The sequence below is a fragment of the Tenacibaculum finnmarkense genomovar ulcerans genome (assembly GCF_900239495.1).
In the GTDB taxonomy this organism is placed as follows: domain Bacteria; phylum Bacteroidota; class Bacteroidia; order Flavobacteriales; family Flavobacteriaceae; genus Polaribacter; species Polaribacter ulcerans.
The window spans coordinates 282,373-297,672 of sequence record NZ_OENE01000015.1 but is presented as its reverse complement, the minus strand read 5'-3'; the positions used below and the strand labels follow the sequence as shown (position 1 = coordinate 297,672).

17 protein-coding genes are annotated in these 15,300 nt (G+C 30.9%); 14 read left to right on the top strand and 3 right to left on the bottom strand.

Translation table 11 applies throughout. The features are described 5' to 3' along the window. Positions 1-57: 57 nt before the first annotated feature. The 5 genes from porK to DPIF8902391_RS06410 all read left to right on the top strand — a co-directional run bounded on the left by porK (position 58) and on the right by DPIF8902391_RS06410 (position 5,742). The gene (gene porK / locus DPIF8902391_RS06430; RefSeq protein WP_058885763.1) at positions 58-1,434 is read left to right on the top strand and encodes a T9SS ring complex lipoprotein PorK/GldK; all 1,377 of its coding nucleotides are present in this window, start codon (positions 58-60) and stop codon (positions 1,432-1,434) included. Between the two features lie 52 nt (positions 1,435-1,486). After that, positions 1,487-2,140 (top strand): type IX secretion system motor protein PorL/GldL, encoded by a 654-nt coding sequence (gene porL, locus DPIF8902391_RS06425; protein ID WP_058885762.1) that lies wholly within the window; start codon positions 1,487-1,489, stop codon positions 2,138-2,140. A 44-nt stretch (positions 2,141-2,184) separates the two neighbouring features. Further along, positions 2,185-3,729: a type IX secretion system motor protein PorM/GldM gene (porM, locus tag DPIF8902391_RS06420; RefSeq protein WP_172505354.1), complete on the top strand. Its 1,545-nt coding sequence runs from the start codon at positions 2,185-2,187 to the stop codon at positions 3,727-3,729. 19 nt (positions 3,730-3,748) lie between these two features. Further along, positions 3,749-4,612 carry a type IX secretion system ring subunit PorN/GldN gene (gene porN / locus DPIF8902391_RS06415; RefSeq protein WP_172505353.1) on the top strand — a complete coding sequence of 288 codons (864 nt, stop codon included), beginning with the start codon at positions 3,749-3,751 and terminating at the stop codon, positions 4,610-4,612. Positions 4,613-4,698: 86 nt separating this feature from the next. After that, positions 4,699-5,742 carry an NAD(P)/FAD-dependent oxidoreductase gene (locus tag DPIF8902391_RS06410; RefSeq protein ID WP_058886304.1) on the top strand — a complete coding sequence of 348 codons (1,044 nt, stop codon included), beginning with the start codon at positions 4,699-4,701 and terminating at the stop codon, positions 5,740-5,742. Here DPIF8902391_RS06410 and DPIF8902391_RS06405 read toward each other — a convergent pair whose 3' ends face one another. After that, positions 5,743-6,135, bottom strand: coding sequence for a DUF983 domain-containing protein (locus DPIF8902391_RS06405; RefSeq protein ID WP_058885759.1), 393 nt, complete (start codon positions 6,133-6,135; stop codon positions 5,743-5,745). It abuts the gene before it with no gap. Positions 6,136-6,210: 75 nt separating this feature from the next. Between DPIF8902391_RS06405 and DPIF8902391_RS06400 the strand changes: the two genes are divergently transcribed. The 4 genes from DPIF8902391_RS06400 to DPIF8902391_RS06385 all read left to right on the top strand — a co-directional run bounded on the left by DPIF8902391_RS06400 (position 6,211) and on the right by DPIF8902391_RS06385 (position 9,362). Next, positions 6,211-8,127 carry an ABC-F family ATP-binding cassette domain-containing protein gene (locus DPIF8902391_RS06400; protein ID WP_058885758.1) on the top strand — a complete coding sequence of 639 codons (1,917 nt, stop codon included), beginning with the start codon at positions 6,211-6,213 and terminating at the stop codon, positions 8,125-8,127. A gap of 72 nt (positions 8,128-8,199) precedes the next feature. Beyond that, positions 8,200-8,769 (top strand): hypothetical protein, encoded by a 570-nt coding sequence (locus tag DPIF8902391_RS06395; RefSeq protein ID WP_101914796.1) that lies wholly within the window; start codon positions 8,200-8,202, stop codon positions 8,767-8,769. Beyond that, entirely contained in the window at positions 8,756-8,980 is a 225-nt protein-coding gene (locus tag DPIF8902391_RS06390; RefSeq protein WP_172505352.1) for a hypothetical protein, read from the top strand. Before DPIF8902391_RS06395 ends, DPIF8902391_RS06390 begins: the two co-directional genes overlap by 14 nt. A gap of 1 nt (position 8,981) precedes the next feature. Then, positions 8,982-9,362 (top strand): protein-export chaperone SecB, encoded by a 381-nt coding sequence (locus tag DPIF8902391_RS06385; RefSeq protein WP_101914798.1) that lies wholly within the window; start codon positions 8,982-8,984, stop codon positions 9,360-9,362. Positions 9,363-9,440: 78 nt separating this feature from the next. Here DPIF8902391_RS06385 and DPIF8902391_RS06380 read toward each other — a convergent pair whose 3' ends face one another. Further along, on the bottom strand, positions 9,441-10,217 hold the full coding sequence (locus DPIF8902391_RS06380) for an NYN domain-containing protein (RefSeq protein ID WP_058885757.1): 777 nt from the start codon (positions 10,215-10,217) through the stop codon (positions 9,441-9,443). A gap of 129 nt (positions 10,218-10,346) precedes the next feature. On the opposite strand from DPIF8902391_RS06380, the gene DPIF8902391_RS06375 reads away from it, so the two are divergent. From DPIF8902391_RS06375 to DPIF8902391_RS06365, 3 genes are all read left to right on the top strand, one after another. Then, on the top strand, positions 10,347-11,306 hold the full coding sequence (locus DPIF8902391_RS06375; protein WP_172505351.1) for a 1-aminocyclopropane-1-carboxylate deaminase/D-cysteine desulfhydrase: 960 nt from the start codon (positions 10,347-10,349) through the stop codon (positions 11,304-11,306). Next, a complete protein-coding gene (locus tag DPIF8902391_RS06370) occupies positions 11,306-12,115 on the top strand; it encodes a glucosaminidase domain-containing protein (protein ID WP_058885755.1) in 810 nt (269 codons plus the stop codon). Before DPIF8902391_RS06375 ends, DPIF8902391_RS06370 begins: the two co-directional genes overlap by 1 nt. A 133-nt stretch (positions 12,116-12,248) precedes the next feature. Then, positions 12,249-12,770: a gamma carbonic anhydrase family protein gene (locus tag DPIF8902391_RS06365; RefSeq protein WP_172505350.1), complete on the top strand. Its 522-nt coding sequence runs from the start codon at positions 12,249-12,251 to the stop codon at positions 12,768-12,770. A 126-nt stretch (positions 12,771-12,896) separates the two neighbouring features. Here the strand turns inward: DPIF8902391_RS06365 and DPIF8902391_RS06360 are convergent, their stop codons facing one another. Beyond that, on the bottom strand, positions 12,897-13,361 hold the full coding sequence (locus DPIF8902391_RS06360; protein WP_172505349.1) for a hypothetical protein: 465 nt from the start codon (positions 13,359-13,361) through the stop codon (positions 12,897-12,899). Between the two features lie 96 nt (positions 13,362-13,457). On the opposite strand from DPIF8902391_RS06360, the gene DPIF8902391_RS06355 reads away from it, so the two are divergent. After that, on the top strand, positions 13,458-14,444 hold the full coding sequence (locus tag DPIF8902391_RS06355) for an endonuclease/exonuclease/phosphatase family protein (protein ID WP_172505348.1): 987 nt from the start codon (positions 13,458-13,460) through the stop codon (positions 14,442-14,444). Between the two features lie 260 nt (positions 14,445-14,704). Then, the gene (locus DPIF8902391_RS06350; protein WP_172505347.1) at positions 14,705-15,292 is read left to right on the top strand and encodes a CHAP domain-containing protein; all 588 of its coding nucleotides are present in this window, start codon (positions 14,705-14,707) and stop codon (positions 15,290-15,292) included. The last annotated feature ends 8 nt before the right edge of the window (positions 15,293-15,300 follow it).

Sequence of the window (15,300 nt, the reverse complement as noted above, 5' to 3'; positions counted from 1 at the left end):
TGTTTTTTAATGAAAAAAATAATAGGTTTACCATCCCCATTATAAGAAAGATATAATATGAAAAAAGTAGTAATATTTGCATTGTTAGTGTCTCTAATTTACGCTTGTGGTTCAAGTAGTGATAGAGGAGAGTTAGTTGGAGATAAATCTAACAGAAAATGGTTTGCAGAAAAACCATTTGGAATGGCTAAAATTCCAGGAGGCTCTTTTACAATGGGTAAGCAAGACGAAGATCCTTTAGGAGCTATGAATGCACCAACAAAAACAGTAACAGTACAACCATTTTATATGGATGAAACTGAAATAACAAATAGCGAGTATAAGCAGTTTGTGTTTTGGGTACGTGATTCTGTTACTAGAACAAAATTAGCGTATCAGGCTGAGTTTGCATCAGGAGGAGAAAGTGAAGAAGGAGGAAGTAAAAATGCTGAAGGTATTCAATTGTACGCTTTTGCATCAACAGATACGTTGAATGAATCACCATATGCAAAATATATGCGTGAAAATTACTACGAATTAGGTGAAGGATTAGATTCTTTAAAGCCTTTAAATTGGCAAGAAGATCTTGCTTGGGAACAGCAAGAATATCCTGATGCTGATTATGTGGAGGTTATGGATTCATTATATCTTAAAAAAGATGAATCTTTAAATGGAATAAGAACTTTTAATACCAAGTTTTTAAAATATAGGTATTATTGGTTTGATAATGAGCAAGCAGCTAAAACAGGTAAAAATAGAAAAGACTTTTTGAAAGATGAGGTTGTTGATGTATATCCTGATACCACGGTTTGGATTAAAGATTTTAATTATTCTTATAATGACCCAATGCACCAGGAATATTTTGCACACAAGGCATATGAAGACTATCCTGTAGTTGGAGTTACTTGGAATCAAGCAAAAGCTTTTTGTCACTGGAGAACACAAACTAAAAATAATTTCCAACGATCTAAAAAGAAATTAGGATTAGTTCCTTCTTTTAGATTACCTACAGAAGCAGAATGGGAATATGCTGCTCGTGGTGGATTGAACTTTGGGAAATATCCATGGGGTGGTCCTAGTACAACAAGTGATAGAGGTTGTTTTTTAGCAAACTTTAAACCTGTACGTGGAGATTATGCTGCCGATGGCGCTTTATATACAGTAGAAGCAAACTCGTATAATGCTAACGAGTATGGTTTGTTTAATATGTCAGGTAATGTTTCAGAATGGACAAACACTGCGTATAATCAAATGTCTTACTACATGGGATCAACAATGAATCCTAATGTAGAAATTAAAGAAAACCGAAGAAAAATTATTCGTGGTGGTTCATGGAAAGATGTAGCGTATTTCTTAGAAGTAGGTTCTCGTGATTGGGAATATGCCGATACAGCAAGAAGTTACATCGGCTTTAGAACAGTACAAGATTATTTAGGTACAAACAAAAGCAAGTAAACAAGAATTAATAACAGTAATAAATATAATAATCCCCAACAAACAAACAATTATGGCACAGTCAAGAACAAAAAAGAAATTAACCAACATGGCGTATGGTTTAGGAGCATCTGTAGTAATATTAGGAGCTTTATTCAAAATTATGCACTTTAAAATCGGACCATTAACAGGTGGAGTAATGTTAACAGCTGGTTTAGTTGTAGAGGCACTTATTTTTGCAATGTCGGCATTTGAACCAATTGAAGAAGAATTAGACTGGTCAAAAGTGTATCCAGAATTAGCAGGAGGACAAGCTTTAGGTAAAAAAACCAAGAATGTTGAAGCTGGATCTGATCAAGCACAAAGTATGTTATCTGAAAAATTAGATACTATTTTAAAAGAAGCGAAGTTAGATGCAAATTTAATCTCAAGCTTAGGAGAGAGTATTAAAGGATTTCAAGGAGCTGCTGAAGGTTTAACAGCTACTTCAACAACAGTATCTTCAACAAATCAGTATAACGAGCAAATGTCAATGGCTGCTGCTAAATTAGAATCTTTAAACGGATTATATACTACACAGGTTGAAAACGCTGCAAAGCAATCAGAATTAAATTCTTCTTTAGTTGAAAATTCTCAACGTTTACAAGAGCAAATGCAATCATTAGCAACCAACTTATCTTCTTTAAACGGAGTATATGGAGGTATGTTAACAGCAATGTCTAAATAATTAATTAGTTTAACTAATTTTATTAACTAAACAAACTAATTAAAATGGCAGGAGGAAAACAGTCACCAAGGCAAATGATGGTAAACTTAATGTATCTTGTATTCATATCGATGTTAGCGATGAATATGAGTAAAGAAGTTTTATCAGCATTTGGATTAATGAATGAAAAGTTATCGGAATCTAATGTTAGAGCAACCGAGAAAAATACCGCAGCATATGCAACCTTAGCTCAAAAAGCAACGGAACAAGCAAAGCAATACGGTAAAGCTAAGGAAGATACTGACAAGCTTAGAGTAATGGCAGACGGTCTTTTTACTTACATATCAGATTTGAAAACAAAGATGACTAGTGAGGTAAAAAAAGAAGATATCAGAAACTATGAGTCTATGGACAAATCAGGGTTTTTAGATCAGTACTTTTTTGCTAGTGGAAAAATTTCTCCAAAAGGAAAGGAGTTCATGGATAAAATGAACCAATTTAGAGAGGAGTCATTACTTGTATTGAAAAATCAACCAGATTTATCTAAAGTGATAGCAGTTCGTTTTAGTACAAAAGATGTTAAAAGTGCTAAAGACGGATTGGTTAAAAATTGGTTAAAATACAATTACGAAGGATTTCCTTTAATTGCATCTTTAACTAAATTAACACAGATTCAGGCAGATATTAAAAATACGGAAGCAGATGCTTTAACAGCTTTATTACAAGGTGAGTTAGAAAGTGCTGTATCTATGAGTAACTATGATGCGATGGTTGTTTTTGATAAAAACGCATATTACCCAGGTGAGAAATTATCAGGGAAAATCGTTTTAGGTAAAAATGATCCAAATTTAACAGCTGAAAAAGTTATCTTAAATGGTAAAGTAATGGCTGCTGATAAGATCAAAGCAGGACAGGTTATTTTAGACGGGCCAGCAGGTTCGGTAGGTGATAAAGAATTAAAAGGAGAATTTCAATTTAAACAAGGAGATTCTATCGTTACTATTCCTATTTTAGGAGGGTATTCAGTAATTCCTAAACCAAATGAAGCAGTTGTTTCTGCTGATAAAATGAATGTTGTGTACCGTGGTTTATCAAATCCATTAACGATATCTGTACCAGGAGTATCAGGAAATAAAGTTTCTGCATCGGCACCAGGTTTAAGAAGAATTAAAGGAGATAAATACGTAATGAACCCAGGTAAAGGAAGTGAAGTAACTATTAGAGTTTCTGCAACATTACCAGGAGGAGGAAAAATTAGTACTCCTAAGAAATATAGAATTAAAGATATACCACCAGCTGTTGGTATGGTAAGAAATCAATATGGTACGGTAAAAATGCCAAAAGCAAGTTTAGCTAGAATTAACGTAGCTGCTGGTTTACCTGACTTCTTATTCGATTTAAAATTAAATGTATCTAGTTTTAAAGTTAAAGTTCCAGGACAGGTAACTATTCCTGTAAACGGAAGACAATTAAATGCTAGAGCAAAAAAGGCACTTGCTAAAGCCAGAAGAAATGATATCATTGTTATTTATGACATTAAAGCATCTGTTTCTGGGTCTAATTACAAGCTTAAAAAAGTGTTACCTGTAAGTATTGAGATTACTAATTAATAAGTAAAAAATTTAAAGTATGAATTGGAAGCGTTTTTATATGGTTTTATTTGCCCTTGCAACTACAAGTTATGTAGCTGCACAGGCGAACCTTTTAAATTCTAAAAAGGTCGAAGAGATTGGATTTAAATCTGAAGCCCAAATTGCTTCGGAAGATGACAAACCACTTCCTTATGGCTATATTAGCGATAGAGATGTATTGTGGTCTAAAGTGGTATGGGAATATGTAGATATAAATCAAAAGATCAATTTACCTTATTATTATCCAGTTGATACTACAAATGCAGGTTTAACAAGACGTTCATTATTTGATAGCTTACTAAAAGGTATTAGTAATGGCGAAATTACAGAAGTATACAGTGATTCTTACTTTACAACAAAAGTAGGAATGGAGGAAATTAAATCAATGACCTATAACGAACGTGACGATGGTTACGGAAATATGGATCCTTATTCAGTGCAATCTTCTGATATTAAAGGTTATATGTTAAAAGGGATTTGGTATTTCGATAAGCGAGGTGGTGAATTAAAGTACCGTATGTTGGCTTTAGCGCCAATGGGTCCTGATGTTCAGGTTCTTGGAGTGGAAGGAATTGATGACAAAGATAGTGCGTATGAATTGTTTTGGGTATTTTTCCCAGACGCAAGAGAAACATTGCATAAATCTAAGGTATTTAATCCTGTAAATTCTTCGAAACCATTATCGTACGATAACTTATTAAATGCTAGAAGGTTTAATTCAACAATAATAAAAGAAGAGAATATTTACGGAGATAGAAATATTAAAGACTATGTTCGAGGAAACTCATTATTTCAATTATTAGAAGCCGACAGAATTAAAGAAGGTATTCGTAATCGTGAAATGGATATGTGGAATTATTAAATTCATATTTCATAAAAATTAAAAAGAGCTTACATTTGTAAGCTCTTTTTTTTTGCAATAAATAGTACTATTTTTGTAGTATGGATATTAATGTAGATTATATTATAGTAGGTTTAGGCTTAGCAGGGATTGCTTTTACAGAAGAATTGTTAAAGGCAAATAAATCATTTGTAATTTTTGAAGACAACTCACAAACTTCTTCTTTGGTTGCAGGAGGGGTTTATAATCCCGTTATTTTAAAACGTTTTAATGCCGTTTGGAATGGGCATCAACAAATACAAACAGCTTTACCTTTTTATAAGAATATAGAAGAGAAATTAAATATAAAATTAGATTATAAATTTTCTATTAAAAAAGCATTTACCAGTATTGGTGATGAAAATAATTGGTTTTTAGCTTTAGATAAACCAACATTATTAAATTACATGAATCCTACAATTATTAAAGAAAAAGTTGCAGGGCTTCTTGGTGATTTTGGTTTTGGAGAGTTAACAGGAACAGGGCGTATAGATACTGCTTTGCTAGTAAAATCATATAGAGATTATATTCAAAATTCAAATAGATTAATAACTGCTTCTTTTGATTATTCAGCAATAACTATTTTAGAAGATGGGATTCAATATCAAAATATAACGGCTAAAAAAATAGTTTTTTGCGAAGGTTTTGGTATTACTGAAAATCCATTTTTTAATCACTTACCTTTAAATGAAGCAAAAGGAGAAACCATAACAATACACGCACCCGATTTAAAAATTGATTTTTTATTAAAATCAAGCGCTTTTGTAATGCCTTTAGGAAATGATTATTATAAAGTAGGCGCTACTTTTAATTGGACAGACAAAACTTGTAATCCAACAGAAGAAGCAAAACAAGAATTAGTAGAAAAACTAAAAAAAGTACTTACAGTTCCTTACACCATAACAGGACACACCGCAGGAATTAGACCCACAGTAAATGATAGAAGACCTATGGTAGGAGTACATCCAAAGCACAAATCATTAGTGGTTTTAAACGGTTTAGGAACACGTGGCGTTATGATTGGACCAACGATTGCTAACAATTTATTTAATCACCTAGAAAATGGAAGTGAATTAGATGCTGATATTGATATTAAACGATTTGACGAATAATTATTTCTTTGAAATTTTCTTAATATTTTTATCATAAGAAATAAAAATATTTATCCAAATAATTCTAGATAAACGCAAGGTAAATGGCGTAAGAAGTAATGAAACAACTATAATTGCAATAAAACTTTGTAAAATCGTTAAACCGATAAATACTTTTGAAATAATAAAAATAGCTACAAATAAGGCAACTGCTAATCCATAATTTACATACATCGCTCCAAAGAAAAAAGAAGGTTCCATCATGTATTTTAAATCACATTTTGGGCAATTATCGTGTAATTTAGTGATTTTTTTAGGATTAAGTGTCATTTTATATTTGAAGAATTCACCTTGATGACATTGTGGACATTTCCCTTTAAAAATACTATATAATTTGCTTCCTTTTTTAAACATAATCAATTATAAATTTATATACTTTTGCAAAGATAATTTTTTTATCATTCACCATAAGTAACAATTATTACATATATGTTAAACGTACACAATTTATCGGTTTCTTTTATGGGAACTGATTTGTTTTCAGGAATTACTTTTAAGTTAAATAAGGGAGATAGAATTGGACTGATAGGAAAAAATGGGGCAGGAAAATCAACCTTATTAAAAGTACTTTCTAAAGATATTGAAACCAGCGGAGGTACGATGGCTTTTGATAAAGATATCCGCATGGGATTTTTACGTCAAGATATCGATTTTGTTGAAGGAAGAACCATTTTAGAAGAAGCATATCAAGCTTTTGTTGAAATTAAAGAAATTGAAGTAAAGTTAGATGAAATTAACGAGCAACTAGCTACTAGAACCGATTATGAAAGTGAAGAATATAGTCAATTAATTATTGATTTAACCGATTTAACCGAACGTTATGAGCTTTTAGGAGGATATAATTATCAAGGTGATACCGAGAAAATTTTACAAGGTTTAGGATTTCAGCGTGAAGATTTCGACAAATTAACCAGTACGTTTTCAGGAGGATGGAGAATGCGTATTGAGTTAGCTAAATTATTATTGCAAGACAATGACATTTTGTTGTTAGATGAGCCTACCAATCACTTAGATATTGAATCTATTATTTGGTTAGAGAACTTTTTACGTTCATATTCTGGTGCAATTGTATTGGTTTCGCATGATAAAATGTTTTTAGATAACGTAACGAACAGAACTATTGAAATTTCATTAGGGCAGATTTACGATTATAAAAAACCCTATTCTCAATTTTTAGTTTTAAGAGCCGAAATTAAGGAAAAGCAGTTACAAGCTCAGAAAAATCAAGAAAAAGAGATTAAGCAAAAACAACACTTAATCAATAAATTTAAGGCAAAAGCAAGTAAAGCTTCGATGGCGCAATCGTTAATGAAGCAACTTGATAAAGTACAACTTATTGAGGTTGATGGCGATGATAACGCAGCAATGAATGTAAAGTTTGCCATATCAAAAGAACCAGGTAGAATTATTGTTGAAGCGGATAGTTTATGTAAAAGTTATGGCGATAAGCATGTTTTACAAGACGTTGATTTAATGATTGAACGTAACAGTAAAATTGCTTTTGTTGGGCAGAACGGACAAGGGAAATCTACGTTGGCAAAAATGATGGTTGGTGAAATTCCGTTTGAAGGAAACCTAAAATTAGGGCATAATGTTGAAATAGGATATTTTGCTCAAAATCAATCCGAAGAATTACCGCCAGAAAAAACAGTGTTAGAAATTATGGAAGATGCCGCGTCTGACACGAACAGAATGCGTGTTAGAGATATGTTAGGTTCTTTCTTATTTGGCGGAGATGCTGTTGATAAAAAAGCAAAAGTATTATCAGGAGGCGAGCGTAACCGATTAGCGTTATGTAAATTATTATTATCACCATTTAACGTGTTGGTAATGGATGAGCCTACAAATCACTTGGATATAGCCTCTAAAACAGTATTAAAAACTGCTTTAAAAAACTTTGAAGGAACGCTAATCGTTGTATCTCACGATAGAGATTTCTTACAAGGATTAACATCAACAGTTTACGGATTTAAAGACAAGGTAATTAAAGAGTATTTAGGAGATATTGATTATTTCTTAGAACAACATAAGATGGAAAATCTTAGAGAAGCTGAAAAAAGAACAGTTGTTAAAACTGAAAAACCAACGGCTAAAAAAGAAGCATATCAATTATCGAGAGAGCAAGAAAAAGAGTTGAAAAAACTTAAAAATAAGTTATCTAAAACAGAAACTGAAATTGCTGATTTAGAAACTGAAATTGCTAAAATAGATTTAGAATTAGCAAATAATTATGATGAAGTTTCGGCGCGTCCTAATTTCTTTGAAAAATATAAAGCAAAAAAAGCAAGTTTAGATACTTTAATGGCTAATTGGGAAAAAATAGAAGAACAGGTTTCTAATTTTTAAAAATTAGTTATTATAAACTACTATTTTAGTTAATAGTAGTTTTTGTTTTTTAAGTTTATTTAAAAGTTATTGATGAGAATTAAGGGATATCACGGAACAAGTATTTCTTCAGCTAAAGAAATAATTAAATCGAATTATGATTTATCTATAGGAGATAAAGAATGGTTGGGAAACGGAGTTTATTTTTTTATTGAAGGTATCAGTTCAAAACCTAATGAGCAAGCTAAAAATTGGGCTATTACACAATCTTGGGATAATATAAAACAGGAGCATAAATATAAAGAATATTGTGTTATAAAATCTAATTTTGACGTAAATGAAGATAATTTATTAGACTTAACAAAAGAGGAAGGCGTTGAAATTTTAGCATATTTTCTTGAATGTTTTGAAGAGAAAATTAAAAAACTTAATAAAAATTTTGATTTTATTGATGGCTTATTGATTAATTTAGCTAGAGGAGAAGGTATTTTACCTATTGATGTAGTAAAAGGTAATTTTTACATTAAATTTGCAAAAGAAAGAAAAAAAAGAATTAACTTAAGAACTCCTAATTGTACTATTTGTACAGTTTTTAAACCTAATGAAAATATAGTAGATTCTACTATAATAATAACAGGAGATATAAAAGATGAAACTAAATAAAAAAATAAAAGATAAAATTGATAATTATTTTCAAAACATTACAGCTGAAGAGCTTTGTCGTGTTGTTGTTAATAAATATGGATTTAAAGAAAATATTGATATTAATATTGATAATCAATCTTTTGATATAGTTAAAAAAATAAGCTATACCTCTAGTAATGACAATAGCATGGAGGTAAATAGTATTAATTCAATATCTTTAGCTGCGTAATATGAAAATACAGTTAGAAAATTGGAAAGTCCTTAAATTGAATTTCACTTCTAATGAAGAAGTTAATACAAAAGAAAATTCTTTTGATTTAAAGACAGGTCATTTTTATCCTGAAGATGAACTTGATACTTTTGGTATAGGTTTTGAAATCGAAATAAATGATAAAAGGTTTGATTTAAATATTGAAACTGTTTTTATGTTTAAATTAGATAAAAATATTTCAGAAGAGTTTAAATTATCAAATTTTCCTAAAATAAATGCTCCAGCAATTGCTTTTCCTTATTTGAGAGCATATATATCTAATTTAACATTACAATCTGGTTTTGAACCAATAATGTTACCGTCTATAAATTTTGTAAATTTAGCGGAAGATAAAAAATAATTAAAAATCCTACGTATTGAAATCAGCAATGAGTTTAATATGTAGGATTTTTTTTAGTTTAAAAATATAAAAACTAACCTACCTAATTCGCAACAACGGATGATTTAAACCACCAACTTCATTTTTGATCACTTCATATTTATCAATATTTTCAAAAAGTCTGGTAAGGTTTTTAAAACCGTAACTTCGAGGATCAAAACTTGGATCAATTTTTCTAATATTTAATCCTAAGGTAGAAATATAGGCGTTTTCTTCTTCGTTTGTAGAAATATCAAAAGCCTTATCAATTGTTTTTAAATCTGCTCTTGATAATCTTACTTTTTCAACAACCTCTTTATTTCTTTGATTCTGATATGGTTTTACAGATTTTGATTTTACTGTTTCGTTTTGATTATTTAATTGGTTTTGAGTTAGTTGCTCATTTCTTAAGTTTTCGGTAAACGTGAAAACTTCGCACGATTTTACAAAAGCTTCGGGTGTTTTTTTCTCCCCAATTCCCATTACAAAAAGTCCTTCTTCTCTAATTCGTTTTGCAAGCCCAGTATAATCGCTATCGCTTGAAACAATGCAAAAACCTTGGGTATTTTTTCCGTGTAAAATATCCATAGCATCAATAATTAAGGAGCCATCTGTAGAATTTTTTCCTGTGGTATATGAAAATTTTTGAATCGGGCTGATCGAATGTTGATTGATAATTGCCTTCCAACTATTCATTTGTGGCGTTGTCCAATCACCATAAATTCTTCGGATAGTCGCCTTTCCGTATTTAGAAACTTCTTCAATAATTTCTTTTAATAACTTTGGTTGCGCGTTGTCACCATCTATAAGTACTGCAATATTAAATTTATTTTCCATATATTAAGATCTTTAGCAATTTGAATTATAAAGCAAACAAGTTCGTGTTTTTTAATTGTAAAATCAAGTTTAAAATACAAGCTACTTACTAGATAATTCTAGTATTTTTGCCGAAATAATTTTACGGTTTTGAATACGAAAGATACTTCTTTTTTTAATCAGGTTTTTGTTGCCGAAAACCAACAAATACAGCTTCCTATTTTAAAGGAAAAAAATATTGAATTATATATTAAACGAGAAGATAAAATTCATCCATTTGTATCAGGAAATAAATTTAGAAAATTAAAACACAATATTATTGAAGCCAAAAATCAGCAAAAAAATACTTTGTTAACTTTTGGAGGTGCATTTTCAAATCATATTGTAGCCACTGCTGTAGCAGGTAATTTGACAGGTTTTAAAACCATTGGAGTTATCCGAGGCGATGAATTAGCAAAAGATTTTGAAAAAACATTAGCAGGAAATACAAGCTTAAGAGAAGCGCATCAAAATGGCATGGAATTTAAGTTTGTTTCAAGAGAGGTTTATCGAAATAAAACATCCGAAGCATTTATAGAAAGCTTGAAAGAGGAGTTTGGAAATTTTTATTTAATCCCCGAAGGCGGCACAAATAATTTGGCAATTAAAGGCTGTCAAGAAATACTAAGTGAACAAGACCATAAATTCGATTATATTTGCAGCGCTATAGGAACGGGAGGAACAATTTCAGGATTGATAAATTCAGCAGAAAAACATCAAAAAACACTTGGTTTCCCTGCCTTAAAAGGTGATTTTTTACAAAAAGAAATAGACAATTTAATTGCTAATACCAACAAAAAATGGCAGTTAATAACCGACTATCATTTTGGAGGTTACGCAAAATATAATCAAGAATTAATTCGTTTTATAAACGAGTTTAAAGCCGTAACAAATATCCCGTTAGATCCTATTTATACCGGGAAAATGCTGTTCGGAATTTTAGCAATGATTCAAGAAGATTATTTTGAAAAAAACAGCCGTATTTTAGCAATTCACACCGGAGGTTTACAAGGAATTACTGGGGTTAACAAAAAATTAAAACATAAAAACCAAGAATTAATTATACTTTAATGAGAATACAGTCTGTTTTTTACATCGTACTAAGTGCCACTTTTTTAATAAGTTGTGGTTCAAATAAAAATATCGTTTCTAAGCCTCGAAAAAAAGTGCTTGTTAAACAAAAAGTAATTCTTGAGCAAGAAGAAGAAGTTGCTCCTGAAGTTTATCAGTTAGAGCAGGTAAAAACAACAAGTAAAACAACTAAAAATCATACCGAAGCCTATATTCAAAAATTTGCACCTATTGCCGTTACAAAAATGCACGAACATAAAATTCCGGCTAGTATTACCTTGGCGCAAGGTGTTTTAGAATCGGGTAGTGGAAGAAGTGCCTTGGCAATTCGTTCGAATAATCACTTCGGAATTAAATGTCATAAAGGTTGGCAAGGAAAAAGTGTAACCCACGACGATGACGAAATAGGAGAGTGTTTCAGAAAATATAAATATCCGCAAACCTCGTACGAAGATCATTCGCAGTTTTTAATTTCGAGAAGTCGTTATGCGAGTTTATTTAAACTAGGACATACCAATTATAAAGGTTGGGCGTACGGATTAAGAAAGGCCGGTTATGCAACCGATAAACGCTATCCGCAGAAATTAATTTCGATTATCAATAAATATAATTTAACGAAATACGATCGAATTAAGCCTAAAAAACAAACAAGTATAGCAAGTACTAAAACGCTGCATCACCAAGTACAAAAAGGCGATACTTTGTATTCAATTGCAAGAAAATATCAAATATCGGTAGGTGATTTGAAAAAATTTAACAGCCTTATTAACAACAGCATTAGTATTGGTGAAAAATTAATAGTGAATTAAAAATACTGTTTTTTAGTATTTTAGAGTGCTTTAAAAAGTCGTTATTCGGGATATTTCTCAGAATAACGACTTTTTTTGATTGTTATTTAATCAAAAAGCTGTAAAATTATGTTTTTTAAAATAAGATAAACAGATGAAAATTATAAAAACGATAAACGGAAAAACACCTCAAATCCCTGCCGATTGTTATGTTGCCGAAAATGCTACAATTGTGGGCGATGTGCAAATGGGTAAAGAGTGTAGTGTCTGGTTTAACGCCGTTATTAGAGGCGATGTGCATTATATTAAAATGGGCGATAAAGTGAATATTCAAGATGGTGCAATAGTGCATGCAACCTACAAAAAATCGCCAACAACTATTGGTAATAATGTATCGGTTGGGCATAATGCGATTGTACACGGCTGTACAATTCACGACAATGTTTTAATCGGTATGGGAAGTATTATTATGGATGATTGTGTTGTCGAATCAAACTCAATTATTGCTGCGGGTGCTGTAGTTACTAAAAATACACGCGTAGAAAGTGGAAGTATTTATGCGGGTGTTCCTGCTAAAAAAGTAAAAGATATTTCGAAAGAATTAATTTCAGGTGAAATTGATAGAATCGCTAATAATTATGTAGAGTATTCTAGTTGGTTTAAAGAGGATGAATAGTTAATTTATAGCTTTTAATACGTATTTTAAATACTAGATATTTCGCTAAATAATAGCCGTAAAAAATCCTGATTCTATTTTTAGAATCAGGATTTTCTTATATAAAACCATTATTTTTCTTGCTGTTTACTTTCTTCTTTTCTTGTCTCTTTTTTCTTTTTTGCCATTTTTACTATGTTTTTTATGCTTTTTTTGCATCATTCTATCACTCATTTTTTCAAAACGCTCGTATTGTTTTTCATTTAAAATACGTTTCATGTTGGCTTTAAAAGCAATTTTAGCATCTAGTATTTTCATTTCTCTATCAAAACGTTCGTTTGCTGATAATTTACCTTTCTTTTTACCAGCTTCTTTCATTGCTTTTCTCTTTTGATGCATCACTTTACGTTTTGCAATTTTATCAGCTAATAAAGGCTTTATTTGACCTTGCTGCGTAGTGGTTAAATCTAGCTTTAAAGTCATTTTTTTAACTGCAAGTTCTGTTTGTTGTGCTGTGGTAAATTGTTCTAAATTATGATGCTTTCCTTTTTGAGCATGAGTTGTTAAAGTAAATCCAAGGGCTAAAACCAATACGGTTATTATTTTTTTCATCTTCATAAAAATTTAAGTTTTTAATTATACATCTATGACTGCGCTTCTTTTAAAAAGTTTAAATTTGATTATAATTTTAACATTCTTTAACGTTTTATGAAAAATATAATATCCCTTTTTTTTAAGCTAATATCGGTATTAATAGTCGCTTTTTTCTTGTTTTTTTACTGGGCATCATCCCCAACAATTAATAAAGAAGAGTATGCTAAATTGATCAGATTAGAAAATAATAATGTAAATACGAATCAAAATAACGACTCTATACATAGCATTATTACCTATAATGTTGGGTATTTAAGCGGAATGACCAATAATTTACCCGTAGCAAAATCAAAAAAATTATTTGACGATAATTTCAATAAAGTTAAAACTGAGCTTCAAAAAATAACCCCTGATATTATCGCTTTTCAAGAAATTGATTACAAGGCTTCAAGGTCTTACAAAGTAAATCAAGAAGCCGAATTTATGAAATTAGGCTATAAATATGCCGCAAGAGGCGTTAATTGGGACGAAACCTACGTGCCGTTTCCATATTGGCCGCCAAGCATGCACTTTGGGCAGATTGTTTCAGGGCAGTCGATTCTTAGTAAATATGAATTAAAAAATTATGAACGTATCGTTTTAGCACGTGTTCCTGACAGCCCTTTTTATAGAGACGCCCTGTATTTAGACAGGCTTTTACAAGTTGTAAAAGTGCTAATTAACGGCAAAGAAGCGGTTGTTTTAAATGTACATTTAGAGGCGTTTGACACCAAAACTCGTATAGCACAATTTGAACAGGTTTTAGCTGTTTTTAATTCTTATAAAGACAAATATCCAACTATTTTATTGGGCGATTTTAATTCGAAAGCAAGAGATAATACGGCAATTATTCAGCAATTAATTACAATGAAAGGAATTGGAAACGCTGCTTTTACGGCAAATAACCCTGAAAATACTTTCGATACCAAAGATTTATACGAACGCATCGATTATATTTTTTATACCGAAAAAACCATAGAATATATAAGCGGAAAAGTACTAAATAGTTTTGGGCAAGCTTCCGATCATTTACCGATAGAAATGAAATTTAAGTTAAAGTAATTTTTTAAAAATGATTATTAGAAGCAATTTCCCGCTTTCCGCACTCGCTTTTTTTTTGAAAAAAATCAAAAAAAAGAGCTCAAACAATTGCTACAATCGGGGCTAGGCATTTGTGCTATTTAAGAATATTTCAGCTATTAAAAGCCTGTTTTAACTTCATCTAAAAGAAGAAATCACGTCCTTACGGTGTTTTTACTTTTGATGTATTGCTGAACTAAATTTAGTATGATATTTATCAATTTTTAAAAATAAAATCTAAAATGACAAAAATTAACATCCTAATTATAGCAGTTTTAGTAGTATTTATTGGTGGTTTTTACACAATGAAAACGCCTCGTTCACAACTCGCTCCTGTATTTGGCGATAAAATAGATAGTTTAAACGGCGTTGTGGTGTATTACAACGGACAGGTAGGAACTGTAAAAGGGCGAAATCGAGCTAAAGACGGCTATAATATTGGATTAAAATATCAATGTGTAGAATTTGTAAAACGGTATTACTATGAATATTTCAAACATAAAATGCCCAATAGTTACGGGCATGCAAAAAGTTTTTTTAACACGAATTTAAAAGACGGAAGATTAAATAAAGACCGAAATTTAATACAATATACCAATGCGAGTAAATCGAAACCTAAAGCGAACGATTTATTAGTTTACGGAGGAACTATTTTTAATCGGTATGGGCATGTTTCAATTGTATCAAAAGTAACGGATGGTGAAATTGAAATCATACAGCAAAACCCAGGTGTTTTAGGTAAACCACGAGTGGAGTTTGATTTGAAAAAAGAAAATAATACCTGGGAAATTGAAAATAATCAAATTTTAGGCTGGTTAAGGATGCGTTAGTTATTTTC

Coding starts and splice junctions, on each gene's coding strand:
- DPIF8902391_RS06400 (WP_058885758.1), top strand. CDS start 6,211: ATGTTAAACGTACACAATTTATCGGTTTCTTTTATGGGAACTGATTTG.
- DPIF8902391_RS06385 (WP_101914798.1), top strand. CDS start 8,982: ATGAAAATACAGTTAGAAAATTGGAAAGTCCTTAAATTGAATTTCACT.
- DPIF8902391_RS06370 (WP_058885755.1), top strand. CDS start 11,306: ATGAGAATACAGTCTGTTTTTTACATCGTACTAAGTGCCACTTTTTTA.
- DPIF8902391_RS06355 (WP_172505348.1), top strand. CDS start 13,458: ATGAAAAATATAATATCCCTTTTTTTTAAGCTAATATCGGTATTAATA.
- DPIF8902391_RS06350 (WP_172505347.1), top strand. CDS start 14,705: ATGACAAAAATTAACATCCTAATTATAGCAGTTTTAGTAGTATTTATT.
- DPIF8902391_RS06405 (WP_058885759.1), bottom strand. CDS start 6,135: ATGTTTAAAAAAGGAAGCAAATTATATAGTATTTTTAAAGGGAAATGT.
- porM (WP_172505354.1), top strand. CDS start 2,185: ATGGCAGGAGGAAAACAGTCACCAAGGCAAATGATGGTAAACTTAATG.
- porL (WP_058885762.1), top strand. CDS start 1,487: ATGGCACAGTCAAGAACAAAAAAGAAATTAACCAACATGGCGTATGGT.
- porN (WP_172505353.1), top strand. CDS start 3,749: ATGAATTGGAAGCGTTTTTATATGGTTTTATTTGCCCTTGCAACTACA.
- porK (WP_058885763.1), top strand. CDS start 58: ATGAAAAAAGTAGTAATATTTGCATTGTTAGTGTCTCTAATTTACGCT.
- DPIF8902391_RS06360 (WP_172505349.1), bottom strand. CDS start 13,361: ATGAAAAAAATAATAACCGTATTGGTTTTAGCCCTTGGATTTACTTTA.
- DPIF8902391_RS06365 (WP_172505350.1), top strand. CDS start 12,249: ATGAAAATTATAAAAACGATAAACGGAAAAACACCTCAAATCCCTGCC.
- DPIF8902391_RS06390 (WP_172505352.1), top strand. CDS start 8,756: ATGAAACTAAATAAAAAAATAAAAGATAAAATTGATAATTATTTTCAA.
- DPIF8902391_RS06395 (WP_101914796.1), top strand. CDS start 8,200: ATGAGAATTAAGGGATATCACGGAACAAGTATTTCTTCAGCTAAAGAA.
- DPIF8902391_RS06380 (WP_058885757.1), bottom strand. CDS start 10,217: ATGGAAAATAAATTTAATATTGCAGTACTTATAGATGGTGACAACGCG.